General features: G+C 56.5%; 14 protein-coding genes and 1 other annotated feature. Of the genes, 4 read left to right on the forward strand and 10 right to left on the reverse strand.

Annotation, left to right across the window (positions count from 1 at the left end; genetic code table 11):
• Positions 1-185: 185 nt before the first annotated feature.
• The 3 genes from MYS68_RS19310 to MYS68_RS19320 form a co-directional block, all read right to left on the reverse strand.
• Positions 186-2,042 (reverse strand): heparinase II/III domain-containing protein, encoded by a 1,857-nt coding sequence (locus MYS68_RS19310; protein ID WP_248927411.1) that lies wholly within the window; start codon positions 2,040-2,042, stop codon positions 186-188.
• Positions 2,043-2,131: 89 nt separating this feature from the next.
• Positions 2,132-3,388: an LbetaH domain-containing protein gene (locus MYS68_RS19315; protein WP_248927412.1), complete on the reverse strand. Its 1,257-nt coding sequence runs from the start codon at positions 3,386-3,388 to the stop codon at positions 2,132-2,134.
• A 94-nt stretch (positions 3,389-3,482) separates the two neighbouring features.
• Positions 3,483-4,787 (reverse strand): SPOR domain-containing protein, encoded by a 1,305-nt coding sequence (locus MYS68_RS19320; protein WP_248927413.1) that lies wholly within the window; start codon positions 4,785-4,787, stop codon positions 3,483-3,485.
• A 458-nt stretch (positions 4,788-5,245) separates the two neighbouring features.
• Here MYS68_RS19320 and MYS68_RS19325 point away from each other — a divergent pair, with 458 nt between their 5' ends.
• Positions 5,246-6,649 carry a glycine--tRNA ligase gene (locus tag MYS68_RS19325; RefSeq protein ID WP_248927414.1) on the forward strand — a complete coding sequence of 468 codons (1,404 nt, stop codon included), beginning with the start codon at positions 5,246-5,248 and terminating at the stop codon, positions 6,647-6,649.
• A 73-nt stretch (positions 6,650-6,722) separates the two neighbouring features.
• On the opposite strand, the gene MYS68_RS19330 is transcribed toward MYS68_RS19325, so the two are convergent.
• A complete protein-coding gene (locus MYS68_RS19330; protein ID WP_248927415.1) occupies positions 6,723-6,878 on the reverse strand; it encodes a hypothetical protein in 156 nt (51 codons plus the stop codon).
• Positions 6,879-7,009: 131 nt separating this feature from the next.
• On the opposite strand from MYS68_RS19330, the gene MYS68_RS19335 reads away from it, so the two are divergent.
• Together MYS68_RS19335 and MYS68_RS19340 are read left to right on the forward strand one after the other, a co-directional pair.
• On the forward strand, positions 7,010-8,500 hold the full coding sequence (locus tag MYS68_RS19335; protein ID WP_248927416.1) for a YobA family protein: 1,491 nt from the start codon (positions 7,010-7,012) through the stop codon (positions 8,498-8,500).
• A gap of 54 nt (positions 8,501-8,554) precedes the next feature.
• Positions 8,555-10,015, forward strand: coding sequence for a hypothetical protein (locus tag MYS68_RS19340; RefSeq protein ID WP_248927417.1), 1,461 nt, complete (start codon positions 8,555-8,557; stop codon positions 10,013-10,015).
• 174 nt (positions 10,016-10,189) lie between these two features.
• On the opposite strand, the gene murC is transcribed toward MYS68_RS19340, so the two are convergent.
• The 3 genes from murC to MYS68_RS19355 form a co-directional block, all read right to left on the reverse strand.
• On the reverse strand, positions 10,190-11,572 hold the full coding sequence (gene murC, locus MYS68_RS19345; RefSeq protein WP_248927418.1) for a UDP-N-acetylmuramate--L-alanine ligase: 1,383 nt from the start codon (positions 11,570-11,572) through the stop codon (positions 10,190-10,192).
• Positions 11,573-11,581: 9 nt separating this feature from the next.
• On the reverse strand, positions 11,582-12,961 hold the full coding sequence (locus MYS68_RS19350) for a bifunctional folylpolyglutamate synthase/dihydrofolate synthase (RefSeq protein ID WP_248927419.1): 1,380 nt from the start codon (positions 12,959-12,961) through the stop codon (positions 11,582-11,584).
• Positions 12,962-13,233: 272 nt separating this feature from the next.
• Positions 13,234-15,906 (reverse strand): valine--tRNA ligase, encoded by a 2,673-nt coding sequence (locus MYS68_RS19355; protein WP_248927420.1) that lies wholly within the window; start codon positions 15,904-15,906, stop codon positions 13,234-13,236.
• A 61-nt stretch (positions 15,907-15,967) separates the two neighbouring features.
• Positions 15,968-16,198 (reverse strand) — a binding site (T-box leader).
• A 191-nt stretch (positions 16,199-16,389) separates the two neighbouring features.
• Here MYS68_RS19355 and MYS68_RS19360 point away from each other — a divergent pair.
• On the forward strand, positions 16,390-16,554 hold the full coding sequence (locus tag MYS68_RS19360; protein WP_248927421.1) for a hypothetical protein: 165 nt from the start codon (positions 16,390-16,392) through the stop codon (positions 16,552-16,554).
• 57 nt (positions 16,555-16,611) lie between these two features.
• Here the strand turns inward: MYS68_RS19360 and MYS68_RS19365 are convergent, their stop codons facing one another.
• From MYS68_RS19365 to MYS68_RS19375, 3 genes are all read right to left on the reverse strand, one after another.
• Positions 16,612-17,682 carry a LysM peptidoglycan-binding domain-containing protein gene (locus MYS68_RS19365; protein WP_248927422.1) on the reverse strand — a complete coding sequence of 357 codons (1,071 nt, stop codon included), beginning with the start codon at positions 17,680-17,682 and terminating at the stop codon, positions 16,612-16,614.
• A 98-nt stretch (positions 17,683-17,780) separates the two neighbouring features.
• Positions 17,781-18,626, reverse strand: a complete 846-nt coding sequence (locus MYS68_RS19370; protein ID WP_248927423.1) for an RluA family pseudouridine synthase — start codon at positions 18,624-18,626, stop codon at positions 17,781-17,783.
• Positions 18,623-18,772 (reverse strand): hypothetical protein, encoded by a 150-nt coding sequence (locus tag MYS68_RS19375; RefSeq protein WP_248927424.1) that lies wholly within the window; start codon positions 18,770-18,772, stop codon positions 18,623-18,625. The genes MYS68_RS19370 and MYS68_RS19375 overlap by 4 nt, the downstream gene beginning before the upstream one ends.
• Positions 18,773-18,834 lie beyond the last annotated feature (62 nt).

Here is an 18,834-nt window from a genome sequence, read left to right on the forward strand (position 1 = left end):
GGCCGAAAAAAGCCGGGCTCCTCTGCTCATAGAGAGGGCCCGGCTTTTCCTTATGGTATCAAAAGTTTATTAATGCGCTAACGCATGAGAACATTGTGCACGCAAGGAAAGCTTCCACCCAAACACACGAATGTATCAACGTCGACAGCTCTTTGATCGGAAGCTTTTTATGTCCCGCTCCAAGGTCAATCCTCCCCGAATTCGAAGCGGAACGTTTCCCGTTCGGACGTGCTTTTAGCGGTAAAATCGAGCAAATATAAATCCCGGGGCCGTGACCCGTGGTCCATATGGACAGCCCGTTCAAAGCCGAATTCCAGCTTGTCCGCTTCGTAGAAGATCGAGACGCTGCGTTTGGACCCGCGAATCCGAATCTCTCCCGGCGCGATGGGCTCCGGCTCGCAAAACGAGACGAACCGCTCGACGATCGCAGTCGGTTTTGCGGCGAACCGGAACTCGTCCGTCAACGTCAGCCGCGGATGTCCCGTTTTCGCAAAACGGAACGTGCGGACGAGCGACAGCAGATTGCCGTTGCCGTACGCTTTGGCGATGTCCAGGGCAAGTACGTCCTCCTCTTCGGAGATCCGGCAGCCCCGCACCTCCGCCGCAAACGCGCGGCCTACCTGCTGCTCGCCGCCTTCGACAATCGGCACGGAATGCCCCATCGAGCGGTTGCACAAAATCGAATAACGCTCCGGGCCGAAATAAGCTTTCGTATATTCGCCGGCACCGGTATCGGTGAGCAGCGTCTCCCCGCCGATATGCAAAATGAACGTACCGACGTCGTTATGGTTATGCGGCTCGTCATTATGCCCGCCTTTTGCGGCAAAAGCTACAACGCCGCCGGGCCCGGTTTTACGTGAGATGAGCCACTCCGCATCCTCCAGCCAATAAGAAGCGTCGTTCTGCGGCAGGCTTTCGAAATCCGGCCGCGTCCACACGAGGCAGCGGATCGCATGTCCCCAACGGTTGCAGTTGTCGTAAGGAAACGGGGCGCAGTACCGGCTGTCCGGAACCTCCAGCTCATCGAATCGCGTTTTCAAAAAATGCGTCAATCCGCCTATGTAAGATTGGCTCAGCGATGCGTCGGAAAAGCTGACGGTGAAGTTTTCGTTCAGGTAGCATTTTTGTTGGAACAACGCGATGTTCTTCACTTTTTCGCCGTCAAGCAGGTTGATCCGGCCCGCCGTCCTCTGCTCGAGAAGCGCCGCAAAATAGGTGAAGAAGCCGAAGCCGTACGTCCAGTAGCTGATGCCCTCGGTGCAGGCACCGTCGTCCTCGAAGCCTCTCAGGTAGCTGTCCATCGTCCCCAGCACGCGGGAAACGAAAGGCGCCAGCATCGCATCGTCGCGGATCAGGTACATCGCGGCGGCTCCTACCGACCCGGCGCATACCGCAGCCCAATTGTTCGTGCATGTCTCCCACCAGAACATCTGATTCGGCGCCGCGTACGGCTCCAGCACCCGCTCGCGGATTTCCCGCCGCGCCCGGTACGCAACCAGTTCCGCGAGCCGGCCGTCGAGCAGGTGGGTGATTTCCGCCAAAGCGAAACCCGTCTCCGCGGCGAACAGGTCGACGTTTTGCCTATGCTCGCGCGGCTCCGGTCCCCAGGTGTCCCATGTTGTCCGCTCGTGGCGCTCGCGTTCGATAACGCGAAGCAAGTTACCCCGATGATGGGCAGGCAAGCACCACGTGTATTCGTCGCAAATCGCCCAAATCGCGTCTTCGAGCGCATGCAAATAACGCGGATCGTCATCCGCCAGCGCCATAATCGCAAACGTATTGAGCCTCAGGCGGTGCTTGAAATATTCCTTCTCGTATTCCTTGCGGGAGCCCGTTTCGTCGTAAAGCTTGTACAATGAAAAAGGAAGCTGCAAAATCGGTTCCTGAAGCAGCCGATTAGCTTCCTGTCTTACCGCGTCAAGCTGCGGCTTGAAATATGCGGCGGTGCGGATCTCCGCCCACCTTGAGCTCCCCTCGGGGAATAGTTCGCATTTCTGCGCGCTTCCGGACCGCAGAGCTTCGATAATATCCGTCAAATGCATGCTTGGATCACTCTCCCGCTTATACTGGCTAACTATGCAATAGTCTACCAAAACGGAAGGGCGCCGTGTACGTTTTTTTCAAACGAATTTCACCACTCGACCTTGTACAGCTTTCTGCCTCCGCTCCATACTTCTCCCGGCGGGATGACGGTGCCGTCCGGAATGACGGAATCCATGACAAGACTGTTTGCGCCTACGCGAACGTTCGAGCCGAGCCTGGAGGCGAATACGACCGATCCCGCTCCGATGACGGTGCCGTCCCCGATTTCGGTCCGCCTGCCTTCCTTAAGGTGCTCCCCCGCCCCTCCGTGAACGATTGCGTTCGGTTCGAGAATCACCCGGTCCCCGGCGGAAATGTCCGTATGCTGCAGCGCATGAAACGTATTGGCTCCGAGAAACCGGTTCGCGGCGCCGATCCGGAACACCGGGCCTTCGTCCGCGCGCAGCGACACTCTGTCGCGAATGCCGTGCGTATCGCCGATCGTCACGTTGCCGATAATCCGGTAGCGGTATGTGCCGGTGTCCGGCTGCCTCGTCTTGACGCCGCCGACCGTCGGCAGCTCCCGCTGCTCGTTTCCGGGAACAAGGCCGGGATTGTAACCGATCCCCCGGACGAAGCTTATCTGCTCGCGGGCAAGCTGCGAATAACCGGCGGCAAGCGCGGTATTTACTTCGACCACACCGTTCATAAATTCCACATCTTTTTCGCTCAAGTAAACGACCTTGCCCCGCGCCGGGTCATCCGCTTCGATTTGCGTGCGGACCCGCTTGCCCGCCAGCACTTTAATGCCGCTTTTTATCGTGATGCCCGGACCGACCATCGCCATATGCATCACCATGCTGCCGTCCGATACATTCGCCCCGTCCACCACCGCATTAAAGCCGACGAATGCGGGCAGCGCCCCCCACTTATAGGCGGACGGATGGGCGGCCATATAGCGCTCAAGCGCATCGATCCCCGGGTTGCCGTAGCCCGGCCTGCCCGTCTCCGCCGCCACCGCCGCCGGCCGGGAAGATTTGATCATCGCGCCGTGTGCGATAATCGCACCTTCGCCGAGCACGATATCGTTTCGCGATGCGTCCAGCACCGCGTTGTCCTGCACGTTCGAGCGGGCGCCGAGCTGCACGCGTGTTCCTGCGCTCGTCACTACGCGGGCGAATGGGGCTATATACACTTCACCGTCCCACTGAACGGAACCGTCCTTCGGAAGTTCAGCCGTCGGGTCGGCGAAAGAAGCGCTTTGCTGCTTCGGCTCGTCCGCAAAAACTGCGGGCATTCCGCAGCAAACGCAGAGGAATAAGACCAGCGCCGCTGTCCATTTAAAGCGGATTGTTCTTACGTTCACAAGTAAGCCACCTCCAAAAAAATAAACCTTTTCCCGGCACATGTTACTATGCCAAAAAAAGGTTTATTTATGCGAAGGCGGCCGTTTACGCAGCTTACTCCGCGGAAATCGCCTTGCGCAGCTCCTTGTCCGAGAGCGTGTACTGCATCATCGCGGACTGCGCCTGCCACAGGTAGGACGGGGCCGGATTTTTCTTGTATTCGTCCAGCGCAGTGATCGCCGTGTTCATCGCCGTGATCATCCGCTGGTGCGTCGCTTTCGCATTCTCGGGGAGCCCGTCGTGCATACCCGCGTGCTGGCCGGACCATGTTTGATGCGCCGTTTTGACGGCGGCCAACGCCTTTTCGTCCAGCGCAGTCGGCTTCGCTTCGGTCAGGTGCGGCTGGGCGAGGCTGCCGATCAGCTGAATCAGCTTTGCTCCCTGCGTCAGGCAGTTTTGCAGCGCGTCGGTCTGCTTGCCGCTCCACTTGACCTTGGTCAAAGCGGGCAGCTCGACGTTTTTGATCATCACTTCCGTATTTTTTTGCTTCAGCTGCTGGCTGATGCCGAGCGCGTCGTCGCGGGTCAGCGCCATGCCGGCATATACGGTAAATTTATCGCCGCTGTCGACGGCTCCGCCGAAGCCTTTCTTTTTCAAATCCGTCTGCGCGGACTCCGCCCCCTGCTGGGAGCTGAACACGCCGGCCTGAAGGAACGTGTACGATTGCGATCCGATGTTGACCACAGCCGTCGCCGCGCTTGCGGAGCCTGCCGCCGATGTGGCGGCAGCCGCCTTGTCCGCGGACGTTTTCCCCGAATCGGCGGCCGTCATCTTCGAGGCGGACGCCGGGGCCGATACTTGCGGGATAGCCGTGCCGGCCGCCTGATTTGTCTTCGAGCCTTCGTCCCGATCGGAAAACATCGAAAGCACGAAGAAGCCGAACGCTACGCCGGTGACGACCGCTCCGGTAACCGACGCCGTTATTTTCAGCCAGGACCCGACCGGAGGCTTATTGTAGCGGACATTCTCCTCCGGCACGTAATACTGATGATCGCGGAGCGGTTCCTCGTAGCGGCTGTGCCGCTCGTAATAACCGGTTTCCGGCTCGTACTCCTCCCGGCGCGGCTGCGAATTGCGGATGATCTTCTCGATCCGGTCCGCTTCGGCTTCGAACGGGCTTTTCCATGCCCCGTAGTCCGTTGTATATGGGTTAAGCGGCTGCGTATCGAAAATTTCCGCAGGCTGCCGAGGCGCCGCCGCGGGAGGCGCCGGCTGCCCGCCCGCCGCTTCGCGGTACGTTTCTTCCTTCACTTCAAACTCTTCTTTATAAAGCGGGATGACTTTGCTTTCATCCGTCTCTCGCATAATTTCTTCGCGCTGTCCGTTGTTAAAACGGTAAGTGATGCGTCCCTTTTTCATCCCATCTCTCTCCCTTGTCCATTCTTGTAATACAGGCATATGATAGAAACCTAGGAATTATGATTATTTTCTTTCAGCGAAGCCCGTATCGGTCCTCCCGACTTGACATCGGGTACGCGGTTTATGTACTATGTTGTCAAATGCAAATATCCGGACAGCGGTGAACGATGAATAAGTACTTGACGCCTCTGCTTTCAGCGATTCGGGGACAGTGGAAGCCCGAAACCATGCGGCAAGGAAACGGCGATCGGGAGCTGTCACAACGAAGGCGGACGTCTTAAGGCGCGGGTGGATTACCTGCGAGGAAGGCGTCAACCAGGGTGGAACCGCGGGAGCACGCTCTCGTCCCTGGGCAGCAAGCAGGCTGCCCTCAGGGGCGGGAGCTTTTTTGATGAACACCGAGTGGTGCAGCACCATTGCGGCAGGTTGGCCGCGAAAATGATCAGGAGGTATGAACAATGTCTGAAAACAAAGCAACACAAGCCGTTACGATGGATCAAATCGTAGCGGTCGCGAAGCACCGCGGCTTTATTTTTCCCGGCTCGGAAATTTACGGCGGTCTCGCCAACACGTGGGATTACGGCCCGCTCGGCGTCGAGCTGAAAAACAACATCAAGCGTGCCTGGTGGAAAAAGTTCATCCAGCAGTCGCCTTACAACGTCGGTCTCGACGCGGCGATTTTAATGAACCCGCAGGCATGGGTCGCTTCCGGCCACGTCGGCAACTTCAACGACCCGATGATCGACTGCAAGCAGTGCAAAGCCCGTCACCGCGCGGATAAGCTGATCGAAAACGCGCTTCAGGACAAAGGCATCGAGATGGTCGTCGACGGTCTGTCCTTCGATCAAATGATGGAGCTGATCCGCGAGCATCACATCGTATGCCCGGATTGCGGCGCTTTCGACTACACCGACATCCGTCAATTCAATCTGATGTTCAAGACGTTCCAGGGCGTCACCGAGTCGTCCGCAAACACCGTATACCTCCGTCCGGAAACGGCGCAGGGCATTTTCGTCAACTTCAAAAACGTGCAGCGCACGATGCGCAAAAAGCTGCCGTTCGGCATCGGCCAAATCGGTAAAAGCTTCCGCAACGAGATAACGCCGGGCAACTTCACGTTCCGCACGCGCGAGTTCGAGCAGATGGAGCTGGAATTTTTCTGCAAGCCGTGCGAAGACCTGCAGTGGTTCGAATATTGGCGCGGCTTCTGCCGCGACTGGCTGCTCCAGCTCGGCATCAAGGAGGCGAGCATCCGCCTGCGCGACCATTCCGAGGACGAGCTGTCCCACTATTCGAACGCGACGACCGATATCGAATACCGGTTCCCGTTCGGCTGGGGCGAGCTTTGGGGCATCGCCGACCGCACCGACTACGACCTGAAGCAGCACATGGAGCACAGCGGCGAAAACTTCCAATACCACGACCAGGAAACCGGTGAAAAGTACATCCCTTACTGCATCGAGCCTTCCCTCGGCGCCGACCGCGTGACGCTGGCGTTCCTCATCGATGCTTACGAGGAGCAGCAGCTTGAAGGCGATGACAGCCGCAGCGTGCTGCACTTCCACCCTGCTCTCGCGCCGTACAAGGCAGCCGTGTTCCCGCTTTCGAAAAAGCTGGCCGAACCGGCGCAGGCGATTTTCAGCGAGCTGGCGAAGCATTTCATGGTCGACTACGACGACTCCGGCTCAATCGGCAAACGGTACCGCCGCCACGACGAGATCGGCACGCCGTTTTGCATCACGTACGACTTCGACTCCGAAACCGACGGCTGCGTGACCGTGCGCGACCGCGACACGATGGAGCAGCAGCGTCTGCCTATCGCCGAGCTCAAGGCGTTTATCGAATCGAAGCTGGAGTGGTAAGCTCTCCGAAACGATGAAAAAATCCCTTCAAACTGCCTGCATCGGCGGTTCGAAGGGATTTTTTATTTTTTAATCAGCTTTGCATGTCGTTTTGCTGAACGGAGGCGATCGCCTGTCCGCGATTCTCGCCCACCTGCTCCGCCGAAGGCTGTTCTCCCTGCAGCTGCTGGGACAGCCGTTGCTGGTCGTTAGGTTTCTTGTTGTTGTGGCGCTGCGTATCCTGGGTCATCGTATAGGTTCACCTGCCTTCCGTTATTTGCTGCCGCATTGTTACTTTCCGCCTTTTGGCCCAATTTTATCCTCCCGGCAAAACTTTCCGTATGCGTGCGCCGTCTAATGAATTGGAAGGGGGTGGAAATCTTGAAGGAAGGCTGTCTCTTTAAGCGGATTTTCAAACTGTTTGGAGCGGGAGTGTTTGTCGTATCCATATTGCACGTTATCGTAACCTACGCGAGCGACGAGGCGCTCGGAAACGAATCGCCGGCGAAGCTGACTGTGCTCGAGGATACACCCGTTTACGATGCCAAGTCCGACGAAAATGATCCTGTCGGCGTCATTGCCGCTATCCAGTCGGTCCGCGTAACCGGAGCTGACCGGGATGAATTGGCCTCCTCGGATCCGTCCGAGCCCGGCTGGTATCGCGTGCAAACGTGGCTAGGTGAAAAATGGCTGCGAAGCGGACCTTCGATCGTGAATGGCGATTACTCGGCTGGCGAGCTGCTGGTGACGTTCCCGGGGGAAATGGATGTCTATGATCGGCCCGCCGAAGACGGCAAAAACGGCGCCCGGCTTTCCCCGCAGACGGTGTCCGCGATCGGCCGGCTCGTTGTCTGCAATGATGCCGGCGATATCGGCAAGGCAAGCCGCTCCGCTTCGTCCGCTTCGTCAACGAACTGCCAGCGCTGGTTTCACATTTTAACCGGTCAAGGGGAAAAATGGATTCACCCGGCCAAAGCCGTCGAACAATACGGTTCAAATCGGGCTAAAAACCTGCCCTCGATGTCAGGTTCAGAAGGCTATTCTCAGCTTTCTTCGAAAATCCCGAAGCTGGAACCGCTTTTTGCCCGATTGGGCGTGGAGGCGTTAACAGTGTACCGGGAAAAAGGCAGCAATTATTTGGAAGTCCGCAAACTATACCACCATCGCGAAAAATTAACGGAAGAGGAAGCCGAGGCGCTGAAAAAAGCTCTGTTCGAAGAGATCGGCGGAACCTTCCCGCTCTCCATTACAACTTATACGCTTCCTGCCGATCCCGATGTAACGGGAAAAATCGTCGGATTGGATAAAGAGAATCGAAAAGTGCTCATTGTCAACCACGAGAAGAGGGATGGTATTGAAAATTCCCATCCTGATGCGGTTTGGGTACGTCTGACCGCAGATGCCTGCATAGGGCAAAAAGTCGGGATTCGCCGGCTGACGTTGGACGATCTCAAAGCAGGGCAAACCGTCAATGCCTGGAGCAGCAAATATAGAGCGATGAGTTATCCGGCTCAAACTTCCGCTTATGAGCTTGTCATCGTCGAAGAAGCTCCCCCGGGGGTGGACGGCATTCCGCTCGGCACGATACTCGGCCTCGATTTGACGCGCATCGATAAAATCGAGCTGGAATTCGAGAAGGGAAGCCAGGTCGTCATTCAATCCGCAGCCGCTCTACAGGCCGTCTCCGAACGGATGAAGCACATCGGGCTGAAAACAGCGAATCGTGATCCTGACAAAAGTTCATACACCATGACGTTATACCAAGGGAATCGGAAAGCCGTTTATCCAAGCAATTTATGGATTCAGAACCTTGTCTACGGCCCGACGGCTTTAACGAACGAGCTGGATGCGTTCATTTTGACGTTAAAGTAACGGAACGGTCTTCCGGGCTGCGATCGTTTCTCTTTAAGGAAAGGAGTGGAGAGCGTGACCAAATCGCGTGCCATCACGATGTTTATGACGTTGATTTTCGCTGCAATAGCAGCATGTGCGGTTCCGGCTGCGGCGCAAGCGGATCAGATCAAAATGCCGGAGGAGCTTGCACTGCTTGCCGATACTCCTCTGTACGATGACGCTTCCGCCGATGCCGGGCAAGTTGGCGTCTTATCGGCTTACCAGCAGGTTTCCGTATCGGCGGTGGTTCACGACGAGGAGGAAACCGAAGGGATCTGGTATCTCGTGCAAACGTCGCTCGGCGAGAAATGGGTTCGGGGCGGTCCTTCCGTCGCTGAGGGCCGTTATTACAAGGTTTATATGGAGGTCGGCTTCACGGGCGAGGAAGACATGTACGACCTGCCTCGGGACGATCAAAAAAGCGGAGCAATGCTTTCCCCCCAGAAGGTAACGGCCATCGGACAGCTCATCTTCTGCAACGGCGTCATCCCCGCCGGCGACCTGTCCGAATCGGAGCGATGCCACCCGTGGTATCGCGTACGTACCTATTTGGGAGACAAATGGATTCACCCGGCCAAAGCAATCGAGCACTATGAGATTCCGCAGGCGAAAGGGGCTTATACCCCCTCGTCGGCGTTCTACCTCGCGAAATTCAGTTCCGAACTCCGTATACTGGAGCCTATTTTAGAACGGTTCTCGTTGAAGCCCGTCGCGGGCTATACGGAAAACGATATCTACCGTCTCGAGGTCCGAAAACCTTATCATCATCGTGAAAAATTAAACGACGAGGAAGCGGAGGCGCTGAAAACCGCCATATTCGAAGCGGTCGGAGGAACTTTTCCGCTGTCCGTCACGACGTTTACTCTGTCCGAAAAACCCGATTTGACGGGAAAACTTATGCAGCTGGATAAAACGAAGAAACGCGCTCTTATCGTTAGCTACGATAAAAGGTTCGGGATAACAAATCCCATCCCCGACGCGGATTGGTTCTCGATGGCCGAGGACACGAATATCCATTGGAAAGGCGACGATCGCAAGCTGACATTTGACGATCTTAAAGTGGGCCAAACCATAGAGGCGTGGCAAGCGAAGCTCACACTCCTGTCCTATCCCGGACAAACCGCAGCTTATGAGCTGGCTATCGTCGAAGACGCAAAGTCCGGCGAGGAGGGAGTGCCTCTTGGCACGATACTCGGTCTGGATTTGACGCGAATCGACAAAATCGAGCTGGAAATCGAGAGGGGTCGCACGAAGATCCTTGAATCGCCGGGCACCATTCAGGCCATCTCCGAACGAATGCAGCACATTCGTCTCCAATTAGCCGATAACTATCCGGACAATACCTCATACGCCATGACGTTATACCAAGGAAATCGAAAAGCCGTTTACTCCGGCAATCTTCTTATTGACCAGTTGGCATACAAACCGACCGAGCTCACCGCCGAGCTCGACGATTTCATCCTGAAGCTGAAAAACAGCGCCAAAACAAAATAAGGTGCGAGAAAGTTCCGTTATTTCCGGCAAACGCAAAAAACGCAGCGAAAGAGGAACGGCTTGTTCCTTTGTCGCTGCGTTTTTGCTTGTAAAGCCGATAAACCGGCGGGATGCTCGCCGGAGCACTTCGTCCGCGCTCTTATGTGCCATGCCTCGTGCTGCCTGTCCGCACCGTTACGCGCCGTGCCTTGCGCGAAGCGATTTAGCCAGCCCGTCGGCCGCTTTCCAAATGTCTCCGGCTCCCATCGTCAGCACGAGGTCGCCGCTCGCTACGCGGTCCAGCAAATAAGCCTGGACCTCTTCTTTGCTCGGAATGTAGCGGACGTTCCGGTTGCTGTTTTGCTTGATCAGCTCGACGAGCCCCGCGGAACTGATCCCCTCGATTTGTTTTTCCCCTGCGGGAGAATAAATGTCGGTGATGATGACCTCGTCCGCTTCCGGGAAAGCGCGGCTGAACTGATCGAACAGGAAATACGTGCGCGTATAACGCTGCGGCTGGAACACCGCGATGATGCGCTTTCCGGTCGCCTTGGCGGCGCTGATCGTCGCTTCGATTTCCGTCGGATGGTGTGCGTAATCGTCGATGACGAGAATGTCGTCGACTTCGCCGAGCACCTGGAACCGCCGCTTCGCGCCGCTGAAGTCCTGAATCGCTTCGGCGATCTGCTCGAACGCAAGACCCGTTTCCAGGCACGTAATTAACGTAGCGAGCGCATTGTACACGTTGTGACGTCCGGGAACCGACAGCCGGATTTCGCCAAGCAAGGTCCCCTGCCGGTAAACCTTAAATTGTACCTTGCGGTCACCCAAACGGATATCGCGCGCGACAAAGTCCGCCTCGGTATCGATCCCGTACGTGATCACTTCGCTTTTAATATTCGGAATCATTTCGCGCAAATGCGGGTCGTCGTAGCATACGATCGCTTTGCCGTCTTCCTTCACCTGGCTTAAAAACTGCGCATACGCTTTTTTCAAATTTTCAAAGCTGCCGTCGTAGTTTTCCAGATGATCCGCTTCGATATTGTTGACCAGCGCGAGCAGCGGGCGGTACTGCAAAAACGAGCCGTCGCTTTCGTCGGCCTCCGCGACGACATAGTCGCCTTTGCCCGCCTTGGCGTTGCTGCCGACGTTCATGATCTCTCCGCCGATAATGAACGTCGGATCTTTCGCGCACTGCTCCAGCACAAGAGCGATCATCGAAGACGTCGTCGTTTTGCCGTGCGCCCCGGCGACAGCGATTCCTTTTTTCGAATTCATAAGCCGGGCGAGCATTTGCGAACGGTGCAAAATCGGGATGTTCAGCTCTTCGGCGGCCTGCATTTCGACGTTATCTTTTGGCAGCGCCGTGGAATAAACGACGAGGTCCGCTCCCTTCACATGTTCCGCTTCATGGCCGATGTAGACTTGCGCCCCTTTGGCTTTCAGCTTGTCGGTCAGCTCCTGCTGTGCCAGGTCCGAGCCCGATACTTGGTATCCCATTTCAAGAAGCACCTTGGCTATAGCGCTCATACCGTAGCCGCCGATGCCTATAAAATGCACATGCTCCGATGTATTCACGTTTCAAGCTCACCAGCCTTTTTCAGAATCGGTTTGTCGGAGAATCCAGGAACGGACGTCGCCAATCAAATACAGCGTGCCGGAAACGACGGCCAAATCGCCCGGTTCCGTTTTATTTTTCAATATTTCCAGAGCGCGCTTCCAATCCGGCTCCACAATCACTTCCACCTCACGGCCTGCAGGGCCCATTTCGGAGAGCAGCGTTTTGGCCAGATCGGCAAGCTGCGCCGCATCCGCTTTTTTATGCCAATTCGGCTCGGTCAAAATGAGTGTATTTACCAATGGTAGTATATGCCGAAGATAGCCTGTATGATTCTTGGTTGACAGCATGCCCATCATAAAATGCAGCTTTTTATAATGATACGTATCCCGCAAAGCATGGGCGAGCGTCTCGCCTCCTTCGGGGTTATGAGCTCCGTCGATTAAAATCCGCGGTTGTTCCGATACGATTTCGAGCCTTCCCGGCCATGCGGCCTCTTTAAACCCGCGGAGCAGATCCTCGTCTTCTACGATCAGCGCGTAATACTGCCGCAGCACTTCGATGGTCATGAGCGCCACGGCGGCGTTTTTGAATTGATGCTGCCCGTTCAAGGAAATGGCGACGTCGCGGACTTCGCGGAACGGTCCGGCGAAATCGAACACCTGATGATTTTCACGGGAAGATACCGGTTCGTAACGGAATTCGCGGTTCATCAAATACAGCGTGCTTTTCCGTTCTTTGGCGATCCGCTCGATCACCTCGAGCGCCTCCGGCTGCTCGACGGCGCTGATCAGCGGCACGCCGTTTTTAATGATGCCCGCCTTCTCCGCGGCGATCTTGTCCAGCGTATCCCCGAGCACGTCCATATGATCGTGGCCGACGTTCGTAATGACCGTGACGATCGGCGATACGATGTTCGTCGAATCGAGTCGGCCGCCGAGGCCGGTTTCCCATACGACAAAGTCCGGATAAGCATATCTGGCAAAATAAACGATAGCCAGCGTCGTCGACACCTCGAACATCGTCGGCGGTCCGTATTCGGTTTGCGCGAGCTGCTCGGCGAGCGGCCTGATCAGGTTGACGATCGCAAGCAGATCCTCATCCGGGATGTCTTGTCCGTTCAGCTTGATGCGGTTCGAATATTTCTCGATATATGGCGATGTAAAAAGACCGACGTCATAACCGCATTGACGGATCACTTCGCTCAAATAAGCGCATGTGGAGCCTTTGCCGTTCGTACCGGCTACATGGATAAATCTCAGTCTCCGTTCGGGATGATCGAGCAGCTCCATCAGCTTCTCCATACGCTTCAGCCCCGGCCGAATGCCGAACGGAACGAGGTTCACGATCCAATCGATCGCCTCCTGAGCAGTCTGAAAAGGAGCGCCGGCCGCTTGTTGCTCACTCATGACAATCCTTCCTTTCGAATAGGATGCGAGCAAGGGAACGCCGGCCGCTGTTCGCAAAAACCGGTCATTCCCTTGCTCTATCCGTCATTTTGGTTGAGAAGTCCGGCGAAAACATTCGCTGCGTGTCCCGGATCGTGTTTCCGGTCTTCCTTGTCCTCGGATTTCTTCAATCTAAACGCCATTCGGCGGTTGAAATCCGAGAACAAAGGCGACCGCTAACGCTTCTCCAACACGACTCCGTCCACTCCTCTATTTTTCACCGGACTTCTGTATCAGCTTCGCAGCTCCGCAAGGCGGGCTGTCACTTTGTCCCTTTTATCGGCATAGTCGGCCAGCTTCGCCTTCTCTTCCTCGATAACCTTGGCCGGCGCTTTCGCGACAAAACCTTCGTTGGCCAGCTTTTTCTCGATCCGCTCGACTTCTCCGTTCAGCGTTTTCAGTTCCTTCTCGAGACGGGCCACCTCTTGTGCGATGTCGATCAGCCCTGCAAGCGGCAGGTACAGCTCCGCTCCGGTGACGACGCCGGTCATCGCTTTTTCCGGCGCAGCAAGCGACAGATCGATCGTCAGCGACGATGTGTTGCAGAAGCGCTGCACGTACTCTTCGTTGCGGCGCAGGATGGCGAGCGCGTCGTCTCCGGCCGGCTTGATTTGCAGCTCGACCTTTTTGCTCATCGGCACGTTTACTTCCGCGCGAATGTTGCGGACGCTGCGGATGATGTCCATCAGCAGCTCCATCTCGCGAACGGATTCCGCCGCCTCGAAGCGCTCCTCGTATTTCGGCCACTCGGCCAGCGTAATCGTCTCGCCGGAATGAGGCAGATGCTGCCATATTTCCTCGGAAATAAACGGCATGAACGGATGGATCAAGCGCTGCGTACGGTCAAGCACATACGCGAGCACCGACTGCGTCTGCTTCTTCGCCTTGGCATCCGTTCCGTACAAGCGCAGCTTGGCGAACTCGATATACCAATCGCACAGATCGTCCCAAATGAAGTTATACAGCAGCCTTCCGGTTTCGCCAAACTCGTAGCTGTCCATCAGACGGGTCACATCGCGAACCGTCTCATTCAGACGGTGCAAAATCCAGCGGTCCGCCGTGCCGAGCTCGCCGCTCAAATCGATGTCCGACGCCGTGAAGCCTTCGAGGTTCATCAGCGCAAAACGCGACGCGTTCCAAATCTTGTTCGCAAAATTGCGCGCCTGCTCGACCCGCTCCCAGCGGAAGCGCAAATCCTGCCCCGGCGTGGAGCCGGTGGACAACATGAACCGCATCGCATCTGCGCCGTATTTGTCGATAACCTCGAGCGGATCGACGCCGTTGCCGAGCGATTTCGACATTTTGCGGCCTTCCGAATCGCGCACAAGCCCGTGGATCAGCACATCCTTGAACGGAATTTGCCCGGTGAACTCGAGCGCGCTGAAAATCATCCGCGATACCCAGAAGCCGATAATATCGAAGCCGGTCACGAGCAAGCTGGTCGGGTAATACCGCTTCATGTCTTCCGTCTGCTCCGGCCAGCCGAGCGTGGAAAACGGCCACAATGCCGAGCTGAACCACGTATCGAGCACATCGTTATCCTGACGCACGTTCGCGCTGGAGCAATGCGAGCATTTCGTCACGTCGTCGCGGGAAACGGTGAGCTGGCCGCAATCGGCGCAATGCCACGCCGGAATGCGGTGGCCCCACCAGAGCTGGCGGGAGATGCACCAATCGCGTGTATTTTCCATCCAATGCAAATATATTTTCTCGAAGCGGTCCGGTACAAAGTTCACTCCGGCGCCGCTTTTTTGCACTTCAACGGCTTTTTCCGCCAGCGGCTTCATCTTGACGAACCACTGCGTGGACAAGTACGGCTCGACAACGGCGCCGCTGCGCTCGCTATGACCGACTTGGTGCACGTGCTCCTCGATTTTGACGAGCACGCCCTGCTCCTTCAGATCGGCGACGATCTGCTTGCGGCAGGCGAAACGGTCCATGCCCTGATACTTCCCGGCATTTTCGTTCATCGTGCCGGATTCGTCCATCACGAGCACCTGCGGAAGGTTATGCCGTTTGCCGACCTCGAAGTCGTTCGGATCGTGCGCCGGAGTAATTTTCACCGCGCCGCTCCCGAATTCTTTTTCCACGTATTCGTCGGCAACGACCGGAATTTCGCGGCCGATGATCGGCAGCACGAGCATTTTGCCGATCATATGCTTGTAGCGCTCGTCCTCCGGATGAACGGCCACGGCGGTATCGCCGAGCATCGTCTCCGGACGCGTCGTGGCGACGGTGATCGAGCCGCTGCCGTCCTTGAGAGGATACTGCAAATGATACAGCGCCCCCTGCACCTCTTTGTATTCGACCTCGATGTCGGAAAGCGCGGTGCGAGCGGCCGGGTCCCAGTTGATGATATATTTGCCGCGGTAAATGAGGCCTTTCTCATACAGCTTCACGAATACTTCGCGGACCGCCTTGGACAGCCCTTCGTCGAGCGTAAACCGCTCGCGCGAGTAGTCGAGGGAAAAGCCCATTTTGGCCCACTGCTCGTGGATCGTTCCGGCATACTTTTCCTTCCATTCCCATACTTTCTCGAGGAATTTCTCGCGGCCGAGGTCGTATCTCGTCGTCCCGTCCGCCTCGCGCAGCATCTGCTCGACCTTCGTTTGCGTCGCGATGCCCGCATGGTCGGTGCCCGGCAGCCACAGCGCGTCAAAGCCCTGCATCCGCTTGAAGCGGATCATGATATCCTGCAGCGTGCAGTCGAGCGCATGGCCGATGTGCAGCATACCCGTCACATTCGGCGGAGGAATGACGATCGTATACGTCTCGGCATCCTTGCGCTGCCCCGCTTTGAAAAATTCGTTTTTCAGCCAGTAGTCGTACCACTTCTTCTCGGCTTCCTTCGGATCGTAGGTTGTCGGCATCGACACGGATGATTGCTTGTCTTTGATTTCTTCCATGATGAACCCTCTCTTTCGCTTCAAATCGTCAGTATGACCTCAAAAAAAATATCCTTTCGCCGCAAAGGACGAAAGGATCCGCTTCCGTGGTACCACCTTTATTTCGCGCGGGCCTATCGCACCGCACGACACTTGAGACAGATAACGGCTGCAACCGGCGGCATCCGGCCCGATAAAGCCAGATGCGCAACTCCAGAGCGACTTCGGCAGTTACATCCTACGAAACCTTCCAGCGCTGCGGTTTCGCTCTCTGAAGGGTTGGCTGCGTACTACTCTCTTTCCACGTTTTTCATCCATATATTTTATTTTTCTATGATAAACGACAAGAACGGGTGAGTCAATATGTTCAGGCTGACAGGAGCCGCCCAAAATACTGATATCTTCATCATATCCAGAAAGGGCCCGTTTATAAACCGAAAACAGGGACTTTCGCATAAAAAATTTCATACAAATGGGTATAAGTCATTTGAAGGAGTGACCGGTATGAATAGATGGTGGTACAACATCAGGTACACCGTGCGCGGCGTCCTGTTTCCGCTTATATGCGTACAGTTCGTCCGAACGCTGCTGCTGCCGAACGGCCTGGACGTCTTTATTTTGTTCGTTTTGTTTCTTGCCTATCTGGGCTTTTTGCTGAAGGTATTTTAGGAAAAATAAAACCCGGTCCCCTTAACGGGGCCGGGTAAGCTGCTGCTGCGAGAACGCTTATCTCGGAAGATATACGATTTGTCCTGGCTTCACTTCCTGTTCGCCAAGCCGGTTGAACAGCGCTATTTCGCGCGGGCTCATATTATATTTGCCGGCGATCTCCTCCAGCGTCTGTTCCTTTTGGACAATGACGAGGCGGAGCTTCTTGAACTCCCGCTGGTCGGGGACAGAACTCAGGAACAGCTTTTTCCATTCCAGGGCGTCGGAGGACGGCGCGGCTGGCCGCGGTTCGGGCTGCTCCGGCGGCCGCGGCGCGTTGCCGAGCGACGACTGCGCGTTATGTATGAGCGTTTTGAACCCGTGCGTTTTCACGGGATCTTCCTCCGCCGGGTCCGCTTTGCCCGAGAAGGCGATCTTCAGCTCCTTTTTTTCCGGAACTTCCGCTGCCGGCTGTGCCGCAACCGGCTCCGATTCAGCCTCTTGCTCCTCCTGGGCGAAAACCGCAGCCGCTTCTTCCTCCTCCGCCTGCTCCGGTTCCGCAGCCGCGCTGACCTGCGCGGTTTCCTGCTCATCCGCAGCCAACTGCACGACGGGCTCCGGCGCCGGACTCACATGGGTTTGCGCCTCCTCACGCCCGGCCCTGAACAGGTCCGCGGGCTCCGCTTCCGCGACCGTTTCTTCGGCCGTAAACGGCGCCTCTTCCGCCTGGTGCACAAAGACGATTTCCTCTTCGGGTTCGCGCCAGCTTTGCGGCTCCGCCGGCGCAATCTCAAGTCCGTTCAGCGACAGCACGCCGGTAACGTTCAAGCTGCGGGTCGAAAGCAGATCGACATCGAAATTTTCAATATCGACGGAGATGTCCTCCACGCGCCCTACCCGGTTCATCGGCAGCGTGATCTCAACCGGAATCAGATGCTCAAGCGTACGTCCCGCTCCGTTCTGCTCGTCTACATATTTGCCGCTCAGCAGCAAATTTCCTCTAAGGACAGCTTGTTCACCCTGAGACAGCACTTGGATATGCGGAACGAGCTCCACCTCGTCCAGCTCTTTGATGCCTAGTGCCCCCTCGGACAAATGAACGCGTTCGTAAATGTCGAATCTTAAGCCCATCTGATGTTCGGATACCATAAGTCCTCCCTCCCGGAATCATTCTATACCTTCAAGATGGAATGAAATCCTGGTTTGTTTGCCTCTACATGTATATGGCTCCGGGAGGAATCCGATGACTACATTTTTTCAAACCGTTCGACCAGACGGGCGAAATCGTCCGGCCAAGGCGCGTGGACGGTAAGCCGTTCTCCGCTCAGCGGATGCTCGAAGGAAAGCGTTTCGCCGTGCAGCGCCTGCCTGGCGATCCCGTCCGGCCTGCCTCCGTAAAGCTCGTCGCCGACCAGCGGATGGCCCAAATAACTCATATGCACGCGGATTTGGTGAGTGCGCCCGGTTTTGAGCGTCAGGCGCACCAGAGAAGCATTTTTATAAGAAGCGACCAGCTCGTAATGGGTAATGGCCGGGTCGCCCGATGCGGACACGCGTCTTCTCGAGCGGTGATGCCGATCTTTGCCGATCGGAGCGTCGACGGTGCCCTGCGGAGGATCCGGCCGGCCATGAACGACCGCTGCATAAGCGCGGCCGATCTTTTTCTCACGCATCGCTTCGTCAAGCAGCAGCTGGGCCCATTCGTTTTTCGCATACAACACGGGTCCTGTCGTATCTTCATCGAGCCGGTGAATGTGGCGCACCCGGCACGCCTGGCCGGTGCTCTCGTAGTGAAACGCTACGGCGTGATCGAGCGTGCCGCCTTCCCCGGCTTCCGTCGGATGCACCTTCATGCCTGCCGGTTTGTGGACGACAAGACAAAAATCGTCCTCATACAGCACTTCTATATCCGCCCACTGCGGCATACAATGTAGCGGCTCATCCGGGAACAGCCGCAGCAGCACCCGTCCGGACCGTTCCACGACGCCGCCCTGCGCCTTCAGCTTGCCGAGCAGCTTGGCCGGCATTCGCACGCCGGATAACGCGCTGAGCTCCAGCCACTCCCCTTTGCGGCTCCATGAAATGCCGCTCATCGCTTGCCTCCGGCATCTTTCCTGCGTGTCCCCGGCGCGGCGGCCTCCCTGTAGGCGAAATAAACGATAACGGCCAAAGCGGCGGCAAACAGCCCCGCCATCAAATAAACCTCCATCGGAATTCCGTAAAAATTGTATCTGTTCATCAGCTGCGGATCCCTCGCTCTCTGCGTCGTTCCTACTGCACATTTTACCAATACCGCTCAAG

This window comes from Paenibacillus hamazuiensis (assembly GCF_023276405.1).
In the GTDB taxonomy this organism is placed as follows: domain Bacteria; phylum Bacillota; class Bacilli; order Paenibacillales; family NBRC-103111; genus Paenibacillus_AF; species Paenibacillus_AF hamazuiensis.